This window comes from Paenibacillus sp. 19GGS1-52 (assembly GCF_022369515.1).
GTDB lineage: Bacteria > Bacillota > Bacilli > Paenibacillales > Paenibacillaceae > Paenibacillus_AQ.
The window spans coordinates 4,272,888-4,293,366 of record NZ_CP059724.1 but is presented as its reverse complement, the minus strand read 5'-3'; the positions used below and the strand labels follow the sequence as shown (position 1 = coordinate 4,293,366).

General features: G+C 44.0%; 19 protein-coding genes and 1 pseudogene. 18 read left to right on the top strand and 2 right to left on the bottom strand.

What is annotated here, in order from left to right; translation table 11 throughout:
* The first annotated feature begins 35 nt into the window (after window positions 1-35).
* The 8 genes from H1230_RS20060 (at window position 36) to H1230_RS20025 (ending at window position 7,236) form a co-directional block, all read left to right on the top strand.
* Window positions 36-1,052 (top strand): substrate-binding domain-containing protein, encoded by a 1,017-nt coding sequence (locus tag H1230_RS20060; RefSeq protein ID WP_239711677.1) that lies wholly within the window; start codon window positions 36-38, stop codon window positions 1,050-1,052.
* Window positions 1,042-2,922: a cache domain-containing sensor histidine kinase gene (locus tag H1230_RS20055; RefSeq protein ID WP_239711676.1), complete on the top strand. Its 1,881-nt coding sequence runs from the start codon at window positions 1,042-1,044 to the stop codon at window positions 2,920-2,922. The genes H1230_RS20060 and H1230_RS20055 overlap by 11 nt, the downstream gene beginning before the upstream one ends.
* Before the next feature lie 40 nt (window positions 2,923-2,962).
* On the top strand, window positions 2,963-4,189 hold the full coding sequence (locus tag H1230_RS20050) for a response regulator (protein WP_239711675.1): 1,227 nt from the start codon (window positions 2,963-2,965) through the stop codon (window positions 4,187-4,189).
* Between the two features lie 192 nt (window positions 4,190-4,381).
* Window positions 4,382-4,849 carry a putative immunity protein gene (locus tag H1230_RS20045; RefSeq protein WP_239711674.1) on the top strand — a complete coding sequence of 156 codons (468 nt, stop codon included), beginning with the start codon at window positions 4,382-4,384 and terminating at the stop codon, window positions 4,847-4,849.
* Window positions 4,850-4,870: 21 nt separating this feature from the next.
* Window positions 4,871-5,194: an SRPBCC domain-containing protein gene (locus H1230_RS20040; RefSeq protein WP_239711673.1), complete on the top strand. Its 324-nt coding sequence runs from the start codon at window positions 4,871-4,873 to the stop codon at window positions 5,192-5,194.
* Window positions 5,195-5,358: 164 nt separating this feature from the next.
* Window positions 5,359-6,123, top strand: a complete 765-nt coding sequence (locus H1230_RS20035) for a WecB/TagA/CpsF family glycosyltransferase (RefSeq protein ID WP_239711672.1) — start codon at window positions 5,359-5,361, stop codon at window positions 6,121-6,123.
* A gap of 20 nt (window positions 6,124-6,143) precedes the next feature.
* On the top strand, window positions 6,144-6,602 hold the full coding sequence (locus H1230_RS20030) for an NUDIX hydrolase (RefSeq protein ID WP_239711671.1): 459 nt from the start codon (window positions 6,144-6,146) through the stop codon (window positions 6,600-6,602).
* A 79-nt stretch (window positions 6,603-6,681) separates the two neighbouring features.
* Window positions 6,682-7,236, top strand: a complete 555-nt coding sequence (locus H1230_RS20025) for a hypothetical protein (RefSeq protein ID WP_239711670.1) — start codon at window positions 6,682-6,684, stop codon at window positions 7,234-7,236.
* A gap of 222 nt (window positions 7,237-7,458) precedes the next feature.
* On the opposite strand, the gene map is transcribed toward H1230_RS20025, so the two are convergent.
* A complete protein-coding gene (gene map, locus H1230_RS20020) occupies window positions 7,459-8,205 on the bottom strand; it encodes a type I methionyl aminopeptidase (protein ID WP_239711669.1) in 747 nt (248 codons plus the stop codon).
* A 7-nt stretch (window positions 8,206-8,212) separates the two neighbouring features.
* Window positions 8,213-8,797: a TetR/AcrR family transcriptional regulator gene (locus tag H1230_RS20015; RefSeq protein WP_239711668.1), complete on the bottom strand. Its 585-nt coding sequence runs from the start codon at window positions 8,795-8,797 to the stop codon at window positions 8,213-8,215.
* Between the two features lie 265 nt (window positions 8,798-9,062).
* On the opposite strand from H1230_RS20015, the gene H1230_RS20010 reads away from it, so the two are divergent.
* The 10 genes and pseudogenes from H1230_RS20010 to H1230_RS19965 all read left to right on the top strand — a co-directional run bounded on the left by H1230_RS20010 (window position 9,063) and on the right by H1230_RS19965 (window position 20,300).
* The gene (locus H1230_RS20010; RefSeq protein WP_239711667.1) at window positions 9,063-11,252 is read left to right on the top strand and encodes a serine hydrolase domain-containing protein; all 2,190 of its coding nucleotides are present in this window, start codon (window positions 9,063-9,065) and stop codon (window positions 11,250-11,252) included.
* 873 nt (window positions 11,253-12,125) lie between these two features.
* Window positions 12,126-13,687 (top strand): annotated as a pseudogene (locus tag H1230_RS20005) (IS3 family transposase).
* 237 nt (window positions 13,688-13,924) lie between these two features.
* Entirely contained in the window at window positions 13,925-15,073 is a 1,149-nt protein-coding gene (locus tag H1230_RS20000; protein ID WP_239711666.1) for a YARHG domain-containing protein, read from the top strand.
* A gap of 498 nt (window positions 15,074-15,571) precedes the next feature.
* Complete coding sequence (locus H1230_RS19995; protein ID WP_239711665.1) at window positions 15,572-15,937, top strand: hypothetical protein; 366 nt, start codon at window positions 15,572-15,574, stop codon at window positions 15,935-15,937.
* Window positions 15,938-16,114: 177 nt separating this feature from the next.
* Window positions 16,115-16,573 carry a hypothetical protein gene (locus tag H1230_RS19990; protein WP_239711664.1) on the top strand — a complete coding sequence of 153 codons (459 nt, stop codon included), beginning with the start codon at window positions 16,115-16,117 and terminating at the stop codon, window positions 16,571-16,573.
* 266 nt (window positions 16,574-16,839) lie between these two features.
* Complete coding sequence (locus tag H1230_RS19985; RefSeq protein ID WP_094869142.1) at window positions 16,840-17,190, top strand: hypothetical protein; 351 nt, start codon at window positions 16,840-16,842, stop codon at window positions 17,188-17,190.
* Window positions 17,191-17,389: 199 nt separating this feature from the next.
* On the top strand, window positions 17,390-18,379 hold the full coding sequence (locus tag H1230_RS19980; protein WP_239711663.1) for a phosphotransferase enzyme family protein: 990 nt from the start codon (window positions 17,390-17,392) through the stop codon (window positions 18,377-18,379).
* Between the two features lie 254 nt (window positions 18,380-18,633).
* Window positions 18,634-18,897: a hypothetical protein gene (locus H1230_RS19975; protein WP_239711662.1), complete on the top strand. Its 264-nt coding sequence runs from the start codon at window positions 18,634-18,636 to the stop codon at window positions 18,895-18,897.
* Between the two features lie 142 nt (window positions 18,898-19,039).
* The gene (locus tag H1230_RS19970) at window positions 19,040-19,453 is read left to right on the top strand and encodes a hypothetical protein (protein ID WP_239711661.1); all 414 of its coding nucleotides are present in this window, start codon (window positions 19,040-19,042) and stop codon (window positions 19,451-19,453) included.
* 100 nt (window positions 19,454-19,553) lie between these two features.
* Window positions 19,554-20,300, top strand: a complete 747-nt coding sequence (locus H1230_RS19965; protein WP_239711660.1) for a tetratricopeptide repeat protein — start codon at window positions 19,554-19,556, stop codon at window positions 20,298-20,300.
* Window positions 20,301-20,479: the final 179 nt, after the last annotated feature.

Below are 20,479 nucleotides of genomic sequence, written 5' to 3'. Positions count from 1 at the left end.
ATTTTTAATTAACGCTTTATGAAAGGGGTTACATATTGAAGAAGCTGTGGCTTGTTTATGCTCTGTTGATCGGAATGTTTCTGGTATATGTACTGAATTATAAGCTGCAGCAGGCCAATACAACAGATCCATGGGAGACGGCAGGATTACGCGGGAATATAGAGGATGCTTATGTTATGGTCACTTTTCAAAGTGGAATCGATTATTGGAAAAGCGTGCTCAAGGGCTTCGAGGATGCCGCTGAGGAACTAAATATATCCGTAGAATATCACGGGTCTACCCAGCATAACGCCAACGAACAAATGACAGTACTAGAACAGGTTATCGCCAAAAAACCCGCGGGCATCGCCATCTCCGCTGTGAACTCCAAGCTGCTGACAGCTACCATCAATAAAGCGGTGGAAAGTGGCATACCTGTAGTTTTATTTGACTCGGGGGCACCTGATAGCAAAGCCTATTCTTTTCTGGGGACGGACAATTATGATGCTGGGATAGAGGCTGCTCACAAAATGGCCGAGTTGACAGGAGCAAAGGGCGCAGTTGCAATCATAACCACCCCAGATCAGCATAATCATCAGCAGCGAACAGATGGGTTCAGGGACACGATCAGGACAGACTACCCTGCAATGCAGCTCATAGCGGTCAAGGATGGCCGTGGCGATCAAGTGGCTTCCAGAGCAGCTACTGAGCAGATATTATCCCAGTATCCGCAGCTTGCGGGTATATTCGCGACAGAGTCGAATGGGGGAATAGGCGTGGCAGAGGCGGTAGAAGCCTACAAGGGGAACAGCAATTCACCCAAAATTATTAGTTTTGATACGGATAAAGGGACTCTGGATCTGGTGAAGGAAGGGAAAATTGCAGCGACGATGGCTCAAGGCACCTGGAATATGGGATATTGGTCACTCATGGAGCTATTCCATCTTCACCGTGATCTGGCTGCCGACCCCTCTGCCTATGCTAATCATAAGCCATTGCCTGTTCCTGATCTGGTCGACACCGGGATAGATGTAGTTACACGGGCTAATGTGGATAGTTACTATGCCAAGTAGAATGAACAAGATGGAGCGTCTGGCGTTCAATAATTTACCTATTCGGTATAAGCTGATCATACATTTTTTGCTCATTAGCATTCTGCCGTCTATTGGTTTGGGGCTATTAATCGGTTGGACAGTAGACCGGATTGTTGAGGATCAGAGCAACCAGAACACAGTGCAGCTGATCAGCAAGGTTAATTCTGCCTTGGAGAATGATGTGGAGAATCTGCAGAAGATCACCTATCTGATCTCGTTTGATCCAGGCGTGCAATCCTTTTTAAGCGGTCAAATGAAGGAGAAGGAGCAGACGGGGAACGGGACCGCTAATGGGGAATCGGCAGATTATAATATTCGGAAGTTCCTGCAAGGCTTTACCACTTTAAGCTCTGAGATCGCCGGCATTATGCTCGTGAATAGCAAAGGCGATTTCATTAGCAATGAAATGTACTCCCGGCCGGGAACTAGCGTCACCAATGAGGAATGGTATAAAGAAGCCGTAGATAATAAAGGAATCTTCAAGATTATCGGGCATCCTTATGGTCGGGCTGTGATGTCCCACGTGGATTATCAGGAAAGCGAGGTTGTCTCTGCGGTAAGAGCCATTGTGGACCCGGAGACACAGGTCGTTCAGGGTGTGGTACTGGTGGATCTGAAGCTGAGGGTCATTGCTGAGAAAGCCAGAGATGTTACGTTAGGCAAAACAGGATATCTTACCGTTGTCGACAACAACGGCGATATGATCTACGCTCCTCAGCATCCTTTTATGACTAATATACCGGTAGAGCTGTTTACCGAGACTTCAGGAATTACTTCGGAAAAGGTGGATGGGCGGCATTTGCAGCTTATTTACAGAACTTCACCATTTACAGGGTGGACGACTCTGGGTGTCTTTCCGATGGACGAATCAGCTTATGGCGTACGGGAGATTACTTTTAATGTGGTCACCTTTGTGTTTGTGGTTTGTATGCTTGGAATGACCGCTTCCTTTTATCTGGCCTACTCCATTTCTCGACCGATCGGACAGCTGGCTTCCTTTATGAGCAAGGCGCAATCCGGTGATTTAACGATTCGATATTGGGGAGATCGTTCCGATGAGATTGGTCGGCTAGGTCGCAGCTTCAATACAATGTTAGCTCAGATAAGCCGTCTGCTGTCGCTTTCAGAGCTGCAGGAGCGGCAGAAACGGGAGGCAGAGCTGCGCAGTCTGCAGGCGCATATTAAGCCGCATTTTCTATACAATACGCTGGATACGATTCATTGGATGGCCCGCAGCAGAGGAGCAGAGGATATAGCAGAGGTAGTTCAGTCTCTATCGAAACTGTTCCGCCTTGGATTAAGCAAAGGCAGCGATATTATTCCACTCTCCGACGAACTGGAGCATATCGTGAGTTACTTAAAAATCCAGCATGTCCGTTATAGCAGCAAGCTGGCTTACAGTATTGAGGCAGACCCACAGCTCCAGGAGCTTTATGTACTGAAGCTGCTGCTTCAGCCAGTGGTAGAAAATGCCATTTATCATGGAATCAAAGAGCGGCGAGGACCCGGACATATCTCCATAGAGGTAGCTGAACGAGAGGGAGATCTATTCTTGACCGTTCGTGATAACGGGAAGGGGATGCCACCGGAACGTCTTGCTATGCTGAAACAGAAGCTCGAAAGTGTTGGAGGCGAGAGCGAATCCGCAGAAGTCGAACAGCCTATCCCGGACAGTGCAGGTAGCGGCTACGGAATTCTAAACGTACAGGCCCGAATAAGATTGACCTACGGTGCGCCTTATGGTCTCCATATTGAAAGTGAGCTAGGTGTCGGAACGGTGGTGACCGTTCAGCATCCAATGATCCGTGATAGCAGCAATACACAAAAGAGTTCTAAGGATTTTGAATAGCATAGAAGCCTAGATTTGGGGATATGGAGGTAATAAAGCTATGGAATTCTGGAAGGTTATGATTGCCGATGATGAAGATATTATTCGCGAAGGCATCAAACGGTGTGTAGACTGGGCATCGTTATCTTTACAGGTAGTGGCTGAAGCCGAGGATGGCGAAGAAGCGCTGGAGCTGGCGGTTCAGCATCAGGTGCATATTGCGCTTGTTGATCTCAATATGCCGATCATGCATGGAATTGAGTTGATGAAGAGACTTAGAGAACAACTGCCGTTGTGCAAAATCGTTGTCATCACCGGGCATGATGAGTTTACATATGCGCAGGAATCGATTCGCTTGCAGGTAAACGATTATATCTTAAAGCCGGCTGATCCGTTGCAACTGGAACAGGTTCTGCGTGGGGTTCGGGATCAATTGGTGCAGGAGCAGCAGAAGAGCCAGCATTTACAGCAGGCTTCCCGGCAGATTATCAAGAACTTCCCGCTGCTGCGGGAACGCTTCTGTCAGGAATGGCTAGATGGCAACCTCAGCCGGCAGGAGATTCTGGAGCAGTTGAATTTCTTGCAATTGCCTAAGCGAAGCCCTGAGTTGCTTGGTATTCTCCGCTGGAGATGGGAAGCGCACCAGTCAGGTATGAAGGAGAAGGAACGCCAGCTCTTTCTCTTTGCGATTGAGAATATTACAGCCGAGCTGCTTGAGGAGTACCCATTGGCGATTTTTCGTGATCAATCCGGTCTGATTATCATTCTTCTCTGGGATGGAGCGGCCGAAGGCTCGCTGGCAAGAATCGAGCAGGAAGTTCGCTCCAATCTCAAAATCGCGATTGAGGTGGGTATAGAGCAAGTACAAGAGGACATTACAGAGCTGGCCGCCGCCTATCGCAGATGTAGAGTGACTCTCTCCAAAGAGGTGCCCTTATCTCCGATGGTTCGTAGAGTGAAGCAATATATGCTGGAGCATTATAGTGAATGCGGGTTAACGCTGGATTCGATTGCGGGCACCCTTCAGGCGTCCCCAGTATATCTAAGCCGATTGTTTAAGCAGGAGCTTGGAGAATCGTTTGGCACCTATCTGACGCAAATTCGTATCCGCAAGGCAGCCCAACTGCTTCATTCTACGGACATAAGTGTATATGAAGTCGCAGAACGAACCGGATATGAAACCCAGCATTATTTTAGTACAGCCTTTAAAAAACAGACTGGCGTCTCTCCCTTGCAATTTCGTAAGGGTGTGATGTCGGAGGAGAGTGGACCTACACAAGGTTCGTAATCTGGAGGAGAACGGGCGAAGTATATAGTACTTAAAAGAAGTATACAGGACTTAAAAGACCCTTACTCTTATACGTTAGCTGAACTAATCCGGTTTTCATTTGTGAATATTCCTTGATGAGAATATTCCCCGCAGAGTATATTATGACGAGAATAGTGATTAATCACAGGAACTAATATAGGGGGGATTACATTGGCCGTTGGAAAAGTGAAATTCATAGACACAAGCATAAGTACGGCGATTACAGAGCTTGTGAGCAAGTGTGATCACCGAACATTGGTGCTTTGGGCAACGGACTGCTCCGAGCATGTACTCATCTATTTTGAGAAGGAGAACCTGACAGATAACCGACCTCGCCAAGCAATCGAAGCAGGACGTGCTTGGGCATGTGGTGAGATCGCGATGAGTGAAGCGCGTACTGCTGCATTTGCTGCCCACGCCGCTGCGCGAGAAATCCTTGAAGCTGCCGCATGTGCTGCAGCCCGTGCCGCCGGTCACGCCGCAGCAACCGCCCATGTTGCAAGTCATGCGGTGCATGCCGCTACTTACGCTGCCAAAGCTGCTACCTATGCCTCTGACCCCGCTGATGCCAACGCCAACAATGCCAAGGAACGAAACTGGCAATTTCAACAATTGCTCGATTTGGGAGGATTTCATTAGAGTTTGGAGTGAATTTGGTTAATGAATGCTATGATTTTTAGTGCTCTTGCCGAACCTCACAGGTTAGCCATTATCGAACTTTTAAGTGCGGGCCCTTTACTGGTAGGTAATTCTGATCAAGAAGGCAACATCGTTCGGGCCTCATTCAGCGCTACGTTCCCATTGGAAATATACAATCACTTGACCTTAACCGAAACAGAAGGCAAAACAACAATAACCTTGCGCGGTGGTCCGATCAATGTTTCAGACGAAGAGCTGAATTTTTTCAAAGGCATGTTCGATTCTATGAAGCAAGGATTCGGAGCAACCTTCGATCAACTCGACGAATATTTAGCAAAGGTATGACCGACAGAGCATAATCAAGAATCCCCAAATATGCATGCAGACAGAAGACCCTAATCTACTCGCGTAATTCGAGTGGATAGGGTCTTTTTCTCTCATCATCTAAAAAAGGGAAATTTAGGATGATGATCGAATATAAAGATTAAGAAAATGCGAAAGGTGATTATATGAGAGAATCAGTAAATATATTGGGCGTACCCTTTTCCAAGCTAACCCTTAATGAAACGACACAGCGATTGGCCGAACATATCCAAAAAGTAGAACCCAAGTTGTTTCATCTAATCACAGCGAACCCTGAAATTACGATAGCCTATCAAACGGACAAGTTACTTCAAACCATTGTTAAAGAAGCGGATTTGATTACTCCTGATGGAATAGGCATTGTGATGGCCTCTAAAAGAAAGGGTGAACCCATTCCAGAAAGAGTTACTGGATATGATTTGCTACTTAGATTATTGGTCAAAGGGAATGGACAGGGTTGGAGCTTCTTTTTTCTGGGGACGGATGAGAAGACAAGCCTCAAAGCAGTGGAGGAGGTTAACCTTCGCTATCCCAATTTAAGAATTGCAGGTCGACATAACGGTTTCTTTTCCGCAGAAGAAGAACATTACATACTCCAGGAAATTCAGGAATCCAAGCCTGATCTATTAATTCTAGCCATGGGAGCACCTTATTCTGATAAATGGATCTATAAACATAAGCGCAAACTTGAGGGTGTGAAGGTTGTTTTTGGGGTTGGAGGAAGCCTGGACGTAATAGCAGGGAAAGTAAAGTCTACACCAGTTATTTGGAAGAGACTGAATTTAGAATGGCTTCATCGCTTACTTACTGTCCCTGTTGCAAAAGGACAAAAATCTCGCTGGCGTAGACAGTCTGCTTTACCCAAATTTGTATATCGGGCGATCATAAAGAAATGCCAGAATCAGTTCTAAATAAACGAAGGAGAAATTCTATGATCCAATATGTTAAAGAAATGAGACAGATGATTGGAACAAAGCCATTATTATTGTGCGGAGCTAGTGTAATTATCACTAACAAACTAGGACAAGTTCTTATGCTTCTTAGGAGTGATAACGATTGTTGGTGTTTACCTGGAGGGGCGATGGATCTAGGAGAGCTGTTGGAGGAAACAGCACGAAGAGAGGTGTATGAGGAAACGGGCTTACAAGTGAAAGAATTAGAGCTGTTCGGTGTATTTTCCGGAAAAGAATTACACTATGTATATCCTCATGGAGACGAGGTATATATCGTTGATACAGTTTATAGAACTAGCATATATGTGGGAGAGATCACCATAAATAGCGAGAGCAGGTTATATCAATGGTTTGAAATTGCCAACCTACCCGAGAACATTACTCCGCCATCCATTCCTATTTTTATTAAACTACAGCATGAGCATTTGATTTCATAAGGCAGATTGGGAAATGTATGGGCAGGGTAGTTCCAATATGAGTTTAAATTGAGCTGTCAGGAGCTGAGAGGGGAAGATAATGGGGATAGATTTTACGGCTTTCTTAGGCCATGAGCTAAATAGAGATGAAATTCAAATATTATGTCACGCACTAAATTCTAGATCATTAAATCACGTCGATGAATTCATTACCCTCCTGCTCCCTCATAACCCTAAGGATAAAGGAAAGCCTTGGACGGTTCATGAAGGAATTGGTGGCACTGTGGAAATCAATGGACCTTGCGGAGTGCAATTTACTTTCTCAGAAAAAGTATGTTATTTTCATCATTATATAAGATGGAGAAGTTTTCTTTTAGATGAGAAGCTTCAGCTTTATTTAAAGAAGGTTACATTCGATTTAGCGAGTTATTTTAAATCAACCTTTGCTATTTATGTGCCGGACAGTGGCTCCAAAGAATCAGGTATTTTAGATTTTATTTGGGAGGATGAAAATAAAGATGTCGATTATATAATGAAATGGCTTCTTGAACGTTGTGGAACACCTAAAGAGAAGATTATCGATATTTATAAAGAATATGAAGATTACTGGGATTCTGAAGGATATTACATAGATTACTTTAGTGATTTGAAGTAGATTTCTCATTAATCTAAGGGGAAACGCTAGTCCGAGAACCTTAAATGCCTACGCTCTCCGAAACAAAATGTCATTGACGGATCTAGGTGATCCCGAGAATAGCGGAGATTATGTTAAATGCTGCATATGAAGGGACATACCTGACTTTTTTAAATCGATAAGATGCTATGCCGAATACGTAAAAAAGAGGTCGACCATCTCGTTGGTCGGCCTCTAATTATTCTATTGCGCGGTCAGGATTTGTGGACCTTCCGCGGTGATGGCAATGGTATGCTCGTATTGGGCGGCGAGCTTGCGGTCCAGCGTCCGGGCGGTCCAGCCGTCCGGATCGATGTTCATGTAGTAGGTGCCTTCGGTAATCATGGGCTCGATCGTGAATACCATGCCTTCCTTGATGCGGATGCCTTTGCCGGGCTTCCCGACATGCATGTAGTTCGGCATCTCGTGCAGGTCCCGACCGATGCCATGAGCGAGAAGGTCGCGCACGACGCCGAAGCCGTGCGATTCAGCATGTCGCTGGATCGCACTCGTCACGTCGCCGAGCCGATTGCCGGGCTGCGCCTGCGCGATGCCGAGATCAAGGCATTCCTTCGTGACGCGCATCAGCTTCTCGGCCGTCGGCGAGATCTTTCCGACCGCATAGTTCCAGGCTGAATCGCCGAGCCAGCCGTCGAGCTCCGCAACCGTGTCGATCGTTACGATATCGCCTTCTTCAAGTGGCTTATTTGTAGGGAAGCCATGTGCGATCACATCGTTGACGGAGGCACAGGTTGCATATTTATAGCCATTGTAGCCCTTCGTATATGGCTTGGCACCGTGCTTCACAATAATGTCCTCGAATATGCGCTCAATCTCGTTCGTCGTGATGCCCGGTTTGATGAGCGGTGCGATCGTGCGATGGCATTCCGCCACCACTTGGCATGCCTTGCGGATGGCCTCGATTTCATGCTTGCTTTTTAAGATAATCATGTTTGTTTCAGGACTCCTTCGTAATAGCTTGAATCGCGAGCTGGGCGATTCGATCGATGTCCAGCTCGGAAGTGCTCGCATAGTAGTGCAGCCCGCAACAGCCGACCAGCACGGCAAGCATATAGTCGACGCTGTCGTCTTCGCGCTGGGCGATCGATTTGAGCGGAACGTACAGATGTTCCATGAATCGTCTCTTGGCGGGGTTCCGATCCTTCTCAGGCAAGCCTGCATAATGTTCCGCCGCCATTTTGTAGACGAGATATGCGCGGGCGTCCGACTGCCACAGCCGGAGCAGCACCTTGCAATACATCAATAGTTGCCGGTTATCCGAGGTGCTATGGCTGATGTTCTCCCATTCTGCAAGGGCTTGCTCGCATCGCTCGAAGCCGCTGCCCAGCACATCTTCTATTAGTAAATGCCGGTTGGGGTAATAATGGTATACCGTGCCGTAACCGAGCTTGGCTTCGCGGGCGACGTCGCGAACATCAAAGCTGCCGCCCGTGCGAAAGTAGGCGAGCGCGGCGTAGTCCAGGATCTGTTCTCTACGCTGCATGCGTATAAGCTCATTTTGTTCTTTGGTACGGGGGCACATGGGTGCGTGAACCTCCTTTTATAGACCTGCAAATATGTCAATATAAAGAGTGTAACGTATGGGGCGGAGAAATACAATTCCCGATTGGTGTTCAGCGAAACAAAGTATAGATTGAAAAATAAATTAATAGACCGTGAAAATAAAGCTTAGACTGCACGCTCTCATTAAGCTAGCGGGCAGTTTTGCATAAATACTAATTTTTCATTAATATATAAATATACCAATTTAGAGTCATATCTACCAAAATTTCAGAAGGAGAGTTCTAATGATGAAAAGTCGATGGATAACTGTAGCCGTACTATTTTTGTGTCTGCTTCTGCTGCTAAGCGCCTGCAACGACAACACACCAGTGGCTAAGATGCAGAACACAGCAGAGGCACTAAATACATCTGAGGTGATTGAGGCAAGTGCTGCTCCGGTAACCGTGTCAACGGCGGAAGTGGATTCATCTTCTAACGAAGCTGGGCTCACCTACGAATTAACCATGAAAGCTGCAAAGGGAAAAGCCGATCTCCTCTCGGAAGCTTACGATACAAACAGCGTGCAATACGCCCTTATCGATCATGGCCACATCGTCGTATCCGGCCAATTCGGCAAGAATGATGAGCAGGGACAGAGGCCGCTCACGAAAGACACGATGTATGGGATCGGTTCAACCAGTAAAATGTTTACCACGGTTGCCGTTATGCAGTTGGTCGAACAAGGGAAAATTGATCTCGATACGCCGGTTGTCCAGTATATCCCTGAGTTTACGATGAAGGATGAACGCTACAAGCAGATTACACCGCGTATGCTGCTGAATCATTCCTCTGGGTTAATGGGATCCTCATTTACTAACGTCTTTTTATTCGAAGATAACGATACATACGCCCACGACACACTGCTGAAGCAACTGGCCGGACAGACCTTAAAGGCGAATCCGGGTGCTTATTCGGTTTACTGCAATGACGGATTTACACTGGCCCAGATTCTGGTCGAGCAGGTCAGCGGCATGGAATTTACCTCTTATATCCATCGATATATTACGGAACCTCTGGGTATGGTCAATACGAAAACGCCGCTCGATTCTCCGGACGAAGCGAAGATGGCGGGACTCTATTATCCTACCTATACAGGACAACTTCCTAACGAGACGGTCAACTTGATCGGAACGGGAGGCATTTATTCCACAGCGGAAGATTTGGTTCGATTCTCACAAGTTTTCACGGGGGAAGAGGAAGAAGTCTTGTCTGATAAATCGGCTACGGCCACGGCGCAAGATGAGTACAAGACGCCTTTGTGGCCTGACGATGCGGATAACTCCATCGGATACGGTCTCGGCTGGGACAGCGTCGATCTGTATCCCTTCAGCGAATACGGAATGAAGGCGCTGACCAAAGGCGGGGACACGGTTCTCTATCACACGTCGCTCGTTGTGCTTCCCGAACAGGACATGGCGGCAGCGGTTGTCACTTCCGGCGGGACCAGCACGTACGATCAGCTTCTGGCGAACGAAATCTTGCTTCAGGCGCTGAAAGAGAAAGGGACAATTACTGAATTCAAGCCTGAAAAGTCATACGGTGCGCCGGTAAAATCTGATATGCCGGAGTCCATGCTGCAGTATTCGGGAATCTACGGCGCGACCGGTACAACGATGAACATCAAAATATCCGAAGGCGGTATCATGTCCGTCACTTCGGAGCAGAAATCCGCTAATCCAGCCGAGATCTACGAGTATTCGGCAGACGGTACATTCCGTAGTGCGGACGGGAATACGATGGTCAGCTTCGTGACGGAGGAGAATGGCCGCACTTACGAATGGCTTCGTCAATACGTTTTTGTATCGGGTCTTGGGCAGATAGCTATATCAATGTACAACGCCGAGAAGCTCCAGCCCCAAGATCTTCCGGCGGAGACCCAGAAAGCATGGATGCAGCGTGACGGGAAGAAGTATTATCTATTAACTGAGAAGTATACTTCGATTGCTTATTTGACAACATCGGTAACCACCAACTTGAATCTGTCGAAACAATTGCCGGGGTACGTGTTGGATAAACGAATAACCGGCCCTAATTCAGCCGTCTCCGAATTGCAAATTCCGGGAGCGAACGGGCGGGATCTCTCAAGTCTTACGTTCTTTACACAAGACGGCGTTGAGTACTTGAGTCTTGGTGGATTCATCTTAGTGAACGAGGATGCCGTGCAGCCTTTTAACTTTGCTAAGAAGTCAACCGTTACAATTCCGCCCAGCGGATACGCCAGGTGGTATACGATAAGCGAAAAGGACGGGGGCAAGGCCATTAAGGTAAATATGTCCTCGAACGCTTCCTTCGCTATTTATGATGCAAAGGGAACATGCCTCTTCTTCAGTGTCATCGGAAACAAGGATCAGGTCGTACTGCCCTTGGGAGGATCCATAGTTTTCGCCGGAGATGTCGGGTCGAAGTTCGAGATTTCCGCCGTAACTTCGCAATAAGCATTTCATAACTGGCCAAGAAGCAGCCCTGAGTAAAAGAAAGAAGAAGATTCCTTGAGAAAAGTTAGATGAATTCCAGATAAGAACATCCATAAAAAAGTGCCTTGATTCATTCCAATAGGTGAATATTTAGCTAAAAGGAAACGCTAGTGCAATAACCATTAGGAAAAGGCAGCCAATATTATCTGCTGCCTTTTCCCCGCTAATGGGAAGGATAGTTTAATAACTTCCCGAATACTCAAGATAGAAGTTTTGACAGAGTTCGCAAATAAAATCATACGCAATTGTACAAATACACGAAACCATTTAAAGATCATGTCGTAATTATATGTAAATATATTACAATGAGGTGTGTGATGAGGTTACTTTATTTCCTTAGAAGGGTTCTTTATACAATCGCTTTTTATTATCAGAAATTACAATTCATTGTTTTATCAGTCGTCGTAGTTGGAATTGCTGATTATTTTTTTATTTATGAATTATTTGTTTCATTATCTACATTAGTACCAGTATTTTTTTTAGAAATGGGTCCAATTATTATTATTATTTTATCAGTAATTATTTTAAGAGGTTTATTTAAGTTTATTCGGAAGAAGATGAAAGAAAACAAACACTTACTACTCTTTTAAAGCTAAGAAGAAATGAACTACATTATTATCAAAATCATTTAAGCACATTTGTATGTATCTCAAGAAGTGTGCAACATTTACACTTTGGGTCATTCAAATCTCGTTCCACTTAAGGTAGTAGAAGATCCCTTTTTAAACTAACGAGGAACGATAGCTCCATAATCAACCCCCTGTGTCATGCTAGTTGTCGTACCTCTCAATAGTATGTAAAGTAGATTAAAAGAGAGACTGAGGTGGAGCGACAATGGCTAGATACAGTGACGAACTCAAACATAGGATTATGCAGCGGATGATGCCCCCAAACAATGAATCGGTGAGTCAGATCGCAAGGGACAGCGGCCTCGGGGAAGGCACCTTGTATAAGTGGCAGAAGGAAGCCCGGGCGACCGGTGGCGTTTTCCCTGGTGGTGAAAAGGAAACAGAGAAGTGGAGCACCCGAGACAAGTTCGCCATTGTTGTCGAGACAGCCACACTAAGTGAGATCGAATTGTCTGAGTACTGTCGAGCAAAAGGTCTGTTTGTTGAACAAATCGAAGCCTGGCGTGACGCCTGTATGCAAGCCAACGGAGGCGTTGCTGAACAAGCCACCCGGCTGCAAAAAGAACTACGTAACAAAGAACGAGAGAACAAGAACCTTGCCCGCGAGTTAAAACGAAAAGAGGCCGCCTTAGCCGAAACCGCTGCCTTACTGGTGCTTCGAAAAAAGGCCCGAGCGATTTGGGGGGACCCCGAGGACGAATGATTCCTGCCTCAGATCGTCAAATCGCCATCACCCTTATCGGGGAAGCCGTACAGGCAGGAGCAAGAGAAAGAAAGGCTTGTCTAGAGCTCTCTTTGACCCAACGAACGTTACAGCGCTGGCGTAGTGAGCGAACGCCGCTCGAAGATCAACGACCCCATGCCATTAAGCGAGCGCCTTCTCATCAACTCAGCGAACCCGAAGTACAGCAGATTGTTTCCGTAATCAATCAAGTGGAATTTAAGAGTTTACCACCCAGTCAGATTGTCCCTAGACTCGCAGATCAAGGGATCTATCTCGGTTCCGAGTCTACCTTTTATCGGGTCATGCACAAGTATCAGCAACAGCATCACCGTGGGCGTAGCCTAAAGCCTACCTCTAAACCTCTGACTAGCCACTGCGCCACCGCACCCAATCAAGTCTGGATGTGGGATATTAGCTGGTTGCAGGGTCCGATCAAAGGCGTGTTTTACTATCTCTATCTCGTGCTCGATTTATACAGTCGTAAAATCGTAGGCTGGGAGATTTGGGAAGAAGAATCCTCCGAATATGCCAGTCAGCTCATGCGGAGAACCGTGTTGAGTGAGCAATGTGCCGTTCGAAAAAGCCCGCTCATTCTGCATTCGGACAACGGTAGTCCTATGAAAGGCGCGACTCTGCTTGAAACGTTATACAGTTTGGGCATTATTCCATCCCGCAGCAGACCGCGAGTCAGCAATGACAATCCCTATGCGGAATCTATTTTCAGAACCTGTAAATACCGCCCAAACTACCCTCTCAAAGGCTTCGGATCAAGGGATGAGGCACGGGAATGGACCCTACGATTTGTCCGTTGGTACAACACCGAGCATCGCCACAGTGGGTTAAATTTCTTAACCCCCAATCAAAGACATTCAGGTCTTTCTGAAGAAATTTTTGAGAAGAGAAAGCACGTCTATGAGGCAGCAAAAGCGAAAAATCCTAGCCGTTGGTCTGGAGAGACACGCAACTGGAAACTGAATGAAAAAGTATGGCTCAATCCTGAAAAAGACGGAGTTATGGACACCGATGAAGAACAATTAAAATGACTACATACATTCTATGAAATCACGACAACTGTCTTGACAATTACCGTCAACGTGATGGCTGCTTTTGTTCAACTAACTGGCAGGATAGCGAACTTTCAAATCAGAAGGCGATACAAACAGTCGAGGGTCCTTCAGAAGTGGAAGGCTCGTTCTGTGCTATACGCCAGATTTCACTTTGTGATATATTTATACGCGTTTATCAACTTGAATTCATATGACGAAGTGGGTGTCAACATAATGTATTTTCTGAAATTTCGGTTTATGTATGGAGTAATTGCTCTTTCATTAATCGTTTCTAGCTGTACTTATGCGAAAAAAGAGAAAGCCAATGAAGGAGTGGTCGGTAAGCCAGTAGCAGCAAGTGAGACAACTGTTGCTCTTTCCACTGTTGGAATACGGGAGTATATTCTGAAAGACAGCTCGAACACGTTGCTGTCCCCGGATCAGATTGGTAGTCTAGACAACCGCATTCTGGAGCTTGCGCGTAACGAGATATTTGCAAGGCATGGATATGTATTTAAGCGGAAGGATTTGCAGGACTACTTTGCCGCCAAGCCTTGGTATCATCCAGACTCTGCCTACAAGGATCATCTTAGCCCAACGGAGAAACAGAACGTTGCGCTACTTCGTGACTACGAAGCCAAATACGCTGACTATAAGCTCGAACCTGCCCATCTAGATGATGTCCATTTACGGGATTACACAGGCGATTCGGGCTTTAAACAGAAGCTGATGAAAGTGGATCTGAACGGGGATGGTCGTAAAGAAGAGATCCAGTTAAGCCCGCCGGAAACGGAATTTGGGGCCTTCAAGCTGAAGGTGAACAACATCACGATGGAGGTGGGCAGTGAGCTGCTTCCTTATCTTGATATTGTCGATTTGGATATTGACGATCCATATTTCGAGATTGCACTTCAAATGGATTCGCAGATGGACTTTCTACGATCAACATCTTTCTATGCCTATGACGGTGAAACCCTCAAGCAGATAGGTGCGCTTCCCGATTTCTCGGCACACAGCTCGATGTTTGACGGCCATGGGCGTGTGGTCAGTTCACAAGAAAGCAAGGACTTTCAAACCTGGTTCCGTGATTTGGTGTTCCGTCTGGATGCCAAACATTCCCTCCATGAAGAGCAACAGGATTTTTATCCTATGGAACCACCGACGTCTTTAACGATCATAAAGGAAATTACCGTGCAGATTCATAAAGATGGCAAGGACGAATCCTTTTCGTTGGAACCTGGTGACAACGTAAAATTCCTGGGTGACGACAAGCTCGGCCATATCAAGCTTCAGACCAGCACGGGCAAGGAAGTCTGGTACACCATGGGCGATGAGGATGTGGACTATAGTAATTATTTTGATGGGCTGATTTTATATGATTAGACGGAGGATAATGGTATGGAACCCGTTGCTAAAAGTGGCTATGACATTTATTTAATCTCAATGGTGAGCGGATTGACGAGTAATTAACCGTTAAGCAAACGTTAAGCAAACGTTAAGCAAACGGGAAATGTTAGTTCAACAAAACAATGATAGCTCAATAAAGACACAAGGCAGCTGGTCAGTTAATCGGCTACCTTTGTTCAACTAACGGGAAGCACTAATTGAATCAAACAAGAAAACGTTTGCCACGGCAGTTGCCCCTTGTTTCGTTAAGCGAACGGGCAGTTTAGCGTGGCGGCTAACTCAAAAAGTGGATTATAATAATGATACTGGTAACTCTGCATATTCGATGCAGAAGGAGAAGGGTTGAAAGTACTGGAACCATACGATATTGGCGAAGGCTACAAGTTTGGGATATCAGATGTCCAACCTGAACGATGGTGAATTATCATGCACAAGCCCATATGGGATTAAAGACGAAAAGTGGGGACGACAATATTGGGTGTTAATACAAAGGGGAAAAGAAAGTTCGTTCATGGCGAAAAGAGTTATTTTTGGTATGTCAAAGAAGATGATGAAGACTACGGAAGAATTAAACTTTTTATTGTTTCGGATGATAAAAAATTTATCGTTTCCTACGAAGTTGGACAATCCCAAAAAGAACGAATCCCCTACATCGTAGTCATGGGCTTGGAGTTTGGCGGGTTAGAAAATGGCGTTCGTAGCAGTTGGGTTAGAGTACAGACGCCTTTGTGGGATGACGACGTTATAACGCCAGGTCTTGTGAAAAACATAATTAAATGGGGTCTGATGGATAAAGAAAGTCTCATTTTCGTGGATTGGACGGGAAATGTAATTCACTAATTTTAATCCCGTCTTCTTAGTCCATAACTGTCATTTATTCAGCTATCGGGAAACGATAGCTGAATAAAAGCAAGAAGGCAGCCGATTACCTTGAGATCGGCTGCCTTTGTTCAACAAACGAGTAGTTTAGTTCCAATACATGGTATTTTAAGGAAGGGATTTGAACAGGAGGGGACAATGTTGGGGGAAATAAAGCATTCCGTTAAGAGTCCATCAAGGATTGGAGCCATTTTAGGCATGATTGCAATTATATCGACTCAATCTATTCTTGTATTGAGATTAGGGGATCAGAGGGGGGTATTCTACACTTCGTTAACAGTGGCTCTTATGGGTTTAGTTGGACTGTTACTCGCATTGTACAGAACATTATTTAAGAAACAAACTGAGTTATGCCTATCCAATGAGCGAATTATATTAAATGGGAATATAATTAATTCAAGGGATATTAAAGTGATAATGATTAAGGGGTACTTTAAACCTGTTATTGGCATATTACCTTACAGGAGGAAGATTGTCCCATTGGGTATGGCATTTAGGTATTCAATGTATGAAGATAGAGGTATTTCGGATTTAAAGAGTTGGGCAAAAATGAACAATGTAAAGATGGTCAATAAATCGTTTCAAACGAGGATATAAGTTAATTTGGTACGGTTATTATCTAATTCAGAGGATAAGCTTAACCAGGATGACAGGTTTGTTCGTTAAGCTAACGAGGATCGATAGCACCATGACAATAGGCAGTATAATGTAATATTCCATCATGCAACCGGCGAAATATTCGGTTGCATGTTCAGTTCTTGGGTAAATTAGCTCAATAAATACTATACATAAGATTATATATGGTATAATATGTAAAAATATTTTAAAAATACTAAAGCGTTATGAAATGGTGGACTAAACGAATGAATACAATTCAATTAATGGAAACCCATTTAAATATCGATCTTGGAAATTCGCCCTTTTTAAAATTAGATAAAGGGTTGCAAATTCCATACTCTTCGATTAAGGGGATAACAACAGGTAGACCCATACCAAATGCTTTCAAGCTTTATGGTGCTTCTTTTGGAGGAAAAAGAAATGGATTATTTAGATTTAATGGAGGTTATCATCTCTACTTTTTTAATAATGAGGTTGATACCCTTCATTTTGACTTGAATAATTTTCTTGTTGGTAAATTTAAAATATCAAAGTTAATCATTGATGTTAAAAACCCTGAAGAAATAAGTAAAACTATCTCCGAAAGATTGACGTGATAGTTCAATACCGAAAGGTCTACCGCACTGGCTTTTCTCAACTAACGGGCAGTTTAACGCAATGACTCAGGTATTTTTATTGACTGTAAAAATATGGATAAGTATGATTGCTTAGTAATAGAAATAGTTTGAAAGTGGTTTTTTGCATGTCGTTAGGAATTATAGTATTCGATCTAAATTCAATTACCAAGGAGAAATCATGGACCCAAAAATAAAACTTATGTTCCTAGACGAACATGCTGCTGAAGGTGCTGAGCGCTTTGGGATCAGTCCAAAAGATCTGACTTTCATTGGAGGCTTTCAAAACTTTATTTATTCCTATATTCGTGACGAATCAAAATATATTCTCCGTTTTACTCCGAGCACACTTCGTACGTCGGAAGGACTTGCAGCTGAAATAGAATGGATTCGTTACCTTTCGGACAATCGTTTGTCGGTCTCAGACTCGGTTCTATCGGTTAATGGAAAGGATTTTGAACATATCGAAGGGAATACAATGGATTTTTACGCAACCTCTTTCAACTATGCACCTGGCAGAAAAATCGGATATCCAGAATGCCTAGGCAATTCAATACTTTATGAACAATGTGGTCGCATAACAGGCCGTCTTCATGAACTGACCAAACTGTATAAACCTATATCCACAAGACACACTTGGGAATGTAATGAATACCTCTTACGAGCGAAAGATTATTTACCGGCAGAGCTTCAACCAATTATTCATGCCCTTGATGAACTTAAAGCAAATCTGGCTGGTCTGCCTGTAACATCTGATAATTTTGGTTTAATTCACGGAGATATCAACGTAGGTAATTTCACGGTCAATGAATCAGGGCAAATAACGCTCTTTGACTTCGATGAGTGTCAGTACAGTTGGTATGTCGAGGACATTGCTATCCAACTCTATTACTTGCTATATGTATTCGGGGAAGATTCGCAGTCTGAACGTAAGGCACAATACGAACTTTTTATTAAACATTTCGAGCTAGGCTACACTGAGGATGACCGACAAATGCCTGATGGATGGAAAAATCAGATAAAGCTTTTTCTTAAATTACGTGAAATTATCGTAGTCGTCGGTATGTACCGGAGTTGGGATTTAACTCAACCCGATGATTGGACCCGCGATTTCTTGCAAGAAAGTAGAATACGTATTACTAAAGGGATTTCGTTGATCGATGAGTTCTAGAACTCCTAAACTGATTTACTTATTACGTTAACGGGCAGGATAGTATGGTGCTACCTTGAATATATAAGGGCAAAGTTAATTATTTGCCGTAATCGCGAATGGGTCGCATCTTTAAGGAAAGCAGGCACCACATGAAACTCAAAGGAACTATGACAGAAGAGTCATATCGAGAAGAATTAATAGCATCAAAATCTCATTTATTCAATGATATATCCATGCGTAGGTTTTTAAACATAATTAGATAGACATTTCCCGTGATGAAGACAGCCTACGTTTTTTCTTGGACACCCGACCAAGGTGAGGATATTATTAGCTTTCTTATTGATACTCACTCAGTTATTAAGATTGAACTGGACCGTTATGATAAAACAGTTGCTCCGATAGTCGATGTGTATTCAATTGAGAATTGGATAAAGGGACTTAGTAAAACGTTTCAGATTAAAATCGCAGTAGCCTTCGATTTAGCTAAAAACGATTTACAAACCAATCCTACTATAAACAACGTTGCAAATGATTGAACTATCGTTAACCGATAGCTCCATAAAAACAAGAAGGCACCCTATCAACGTGGTGGCTGGGTGGCTGCCTATTCAGCTAACGGGCAGTTATGCTTACAACCGTTTATAATTGAACTAGAAGATGAATGAGCAGGTGTGAAAAATGAACAGTGAATTAGAAATCATCGTAGTAAAGACATTTTTCGAGAAGAGAATCCAAGAACGAGTTCTGTTCGAGTTGTCCTCTCCTAAAAAACGTAAGGATGCAATAGGTCGCCTCAATCATCAATATAAGCAGACTTTGAATGAAAACTACATGATAGAAATACCAAAGCCCAATTCTAATTATTTGCATATTGCGAATTTATTAAAGAACTACGGTGCAGGAGACTATTGTTATGTGATTTCTTGGAGTGATAGTATTGATACTCAAGAGTTGCCACTAACAACAGCTTTAGAAAAGGCAGTTGGTCTTGGAATGCCGACCCTTATTTCGTGCATTCCAAACAAACTAATTTATTTCGAAGCAGAGCAAGAATTTGGCTCTCCACCGAGATACATATTATCGAAAAAGTAAATCGTTATTTATGCTAACGAGAACGATACTTGAACGGCTGCCACAAAGCAGCCGTTATTTCGTTAACGCGTAGTAAAACGGAGACGGAGTGAGTTGAGGAATGGACTTTCAAAAACAAGCAACGCAACTAAACCGTGAAGGTATAAAACTCGCAGAGCAATCCAAATTTGAAGAGGCAATTTCCTGCTTTCAACAAGCGCTACACCTGTACCCGAACATTGCACCAATACATTACAACATAGCGAATGCGCTGGCTGAATTAGACCGTCATGATGAAGCCGTTATTTATTTCGACAATGCGTTAGTATTGGAACCGAACAATCCTGATTGTATTTACAATAAGGCTAATTCTTTTTCATGTCTGAGGAAGTCGCTCGAAGCCATCGCCTTATATAATGAGGTCATAAAGATTGACCCTTTTTTTAGTTCCGCATACTACAACATGGCAAATGAGCTAAAAAGGCTAGGACGGTACAAAGAATCATTAGTAGCTTACGATAAAGCGATAGAAGCAGAGCCAAACCATTCATCTGCATATTTCAATAAAGCTATTGCATTGAAGGAACTAAAATTAGATAATGCCGCAATTGAAAGCTATAAAAAATGTATTGAAATTAACCCTGCCCATGATGAAGCTCATTACAATTTGGGGATCCTTCTGTATGCTCAAAAGTTGCTTAAGGAAGCGTTAGAGCATTTTGATAAGGCTATCGAGATAAACCCAAGTGATTTGGACTACCATTACAACAAAGGTGTTGTGCTAACAAAAATAGGGAATATCCAGGGAGCAGAAGTGAGTTTTAAAATGTATCGAAAATTACTTGCTGAAGGACATTATTCAAAATAATTATGAGAGCATTCCGCTAACGGAAACGATAGCTGAGTGAGCAGATTGAAACGGCAGTCTGCTTTTTTCATTGAAGTAACGGGCAGAATAGTTTAATCGCTTCTCGAATATTTTATCAGTTGGATAATTTAAAGAACTTTGTGAATATAACATTGTCTGAATGATACGTAAATCTTATA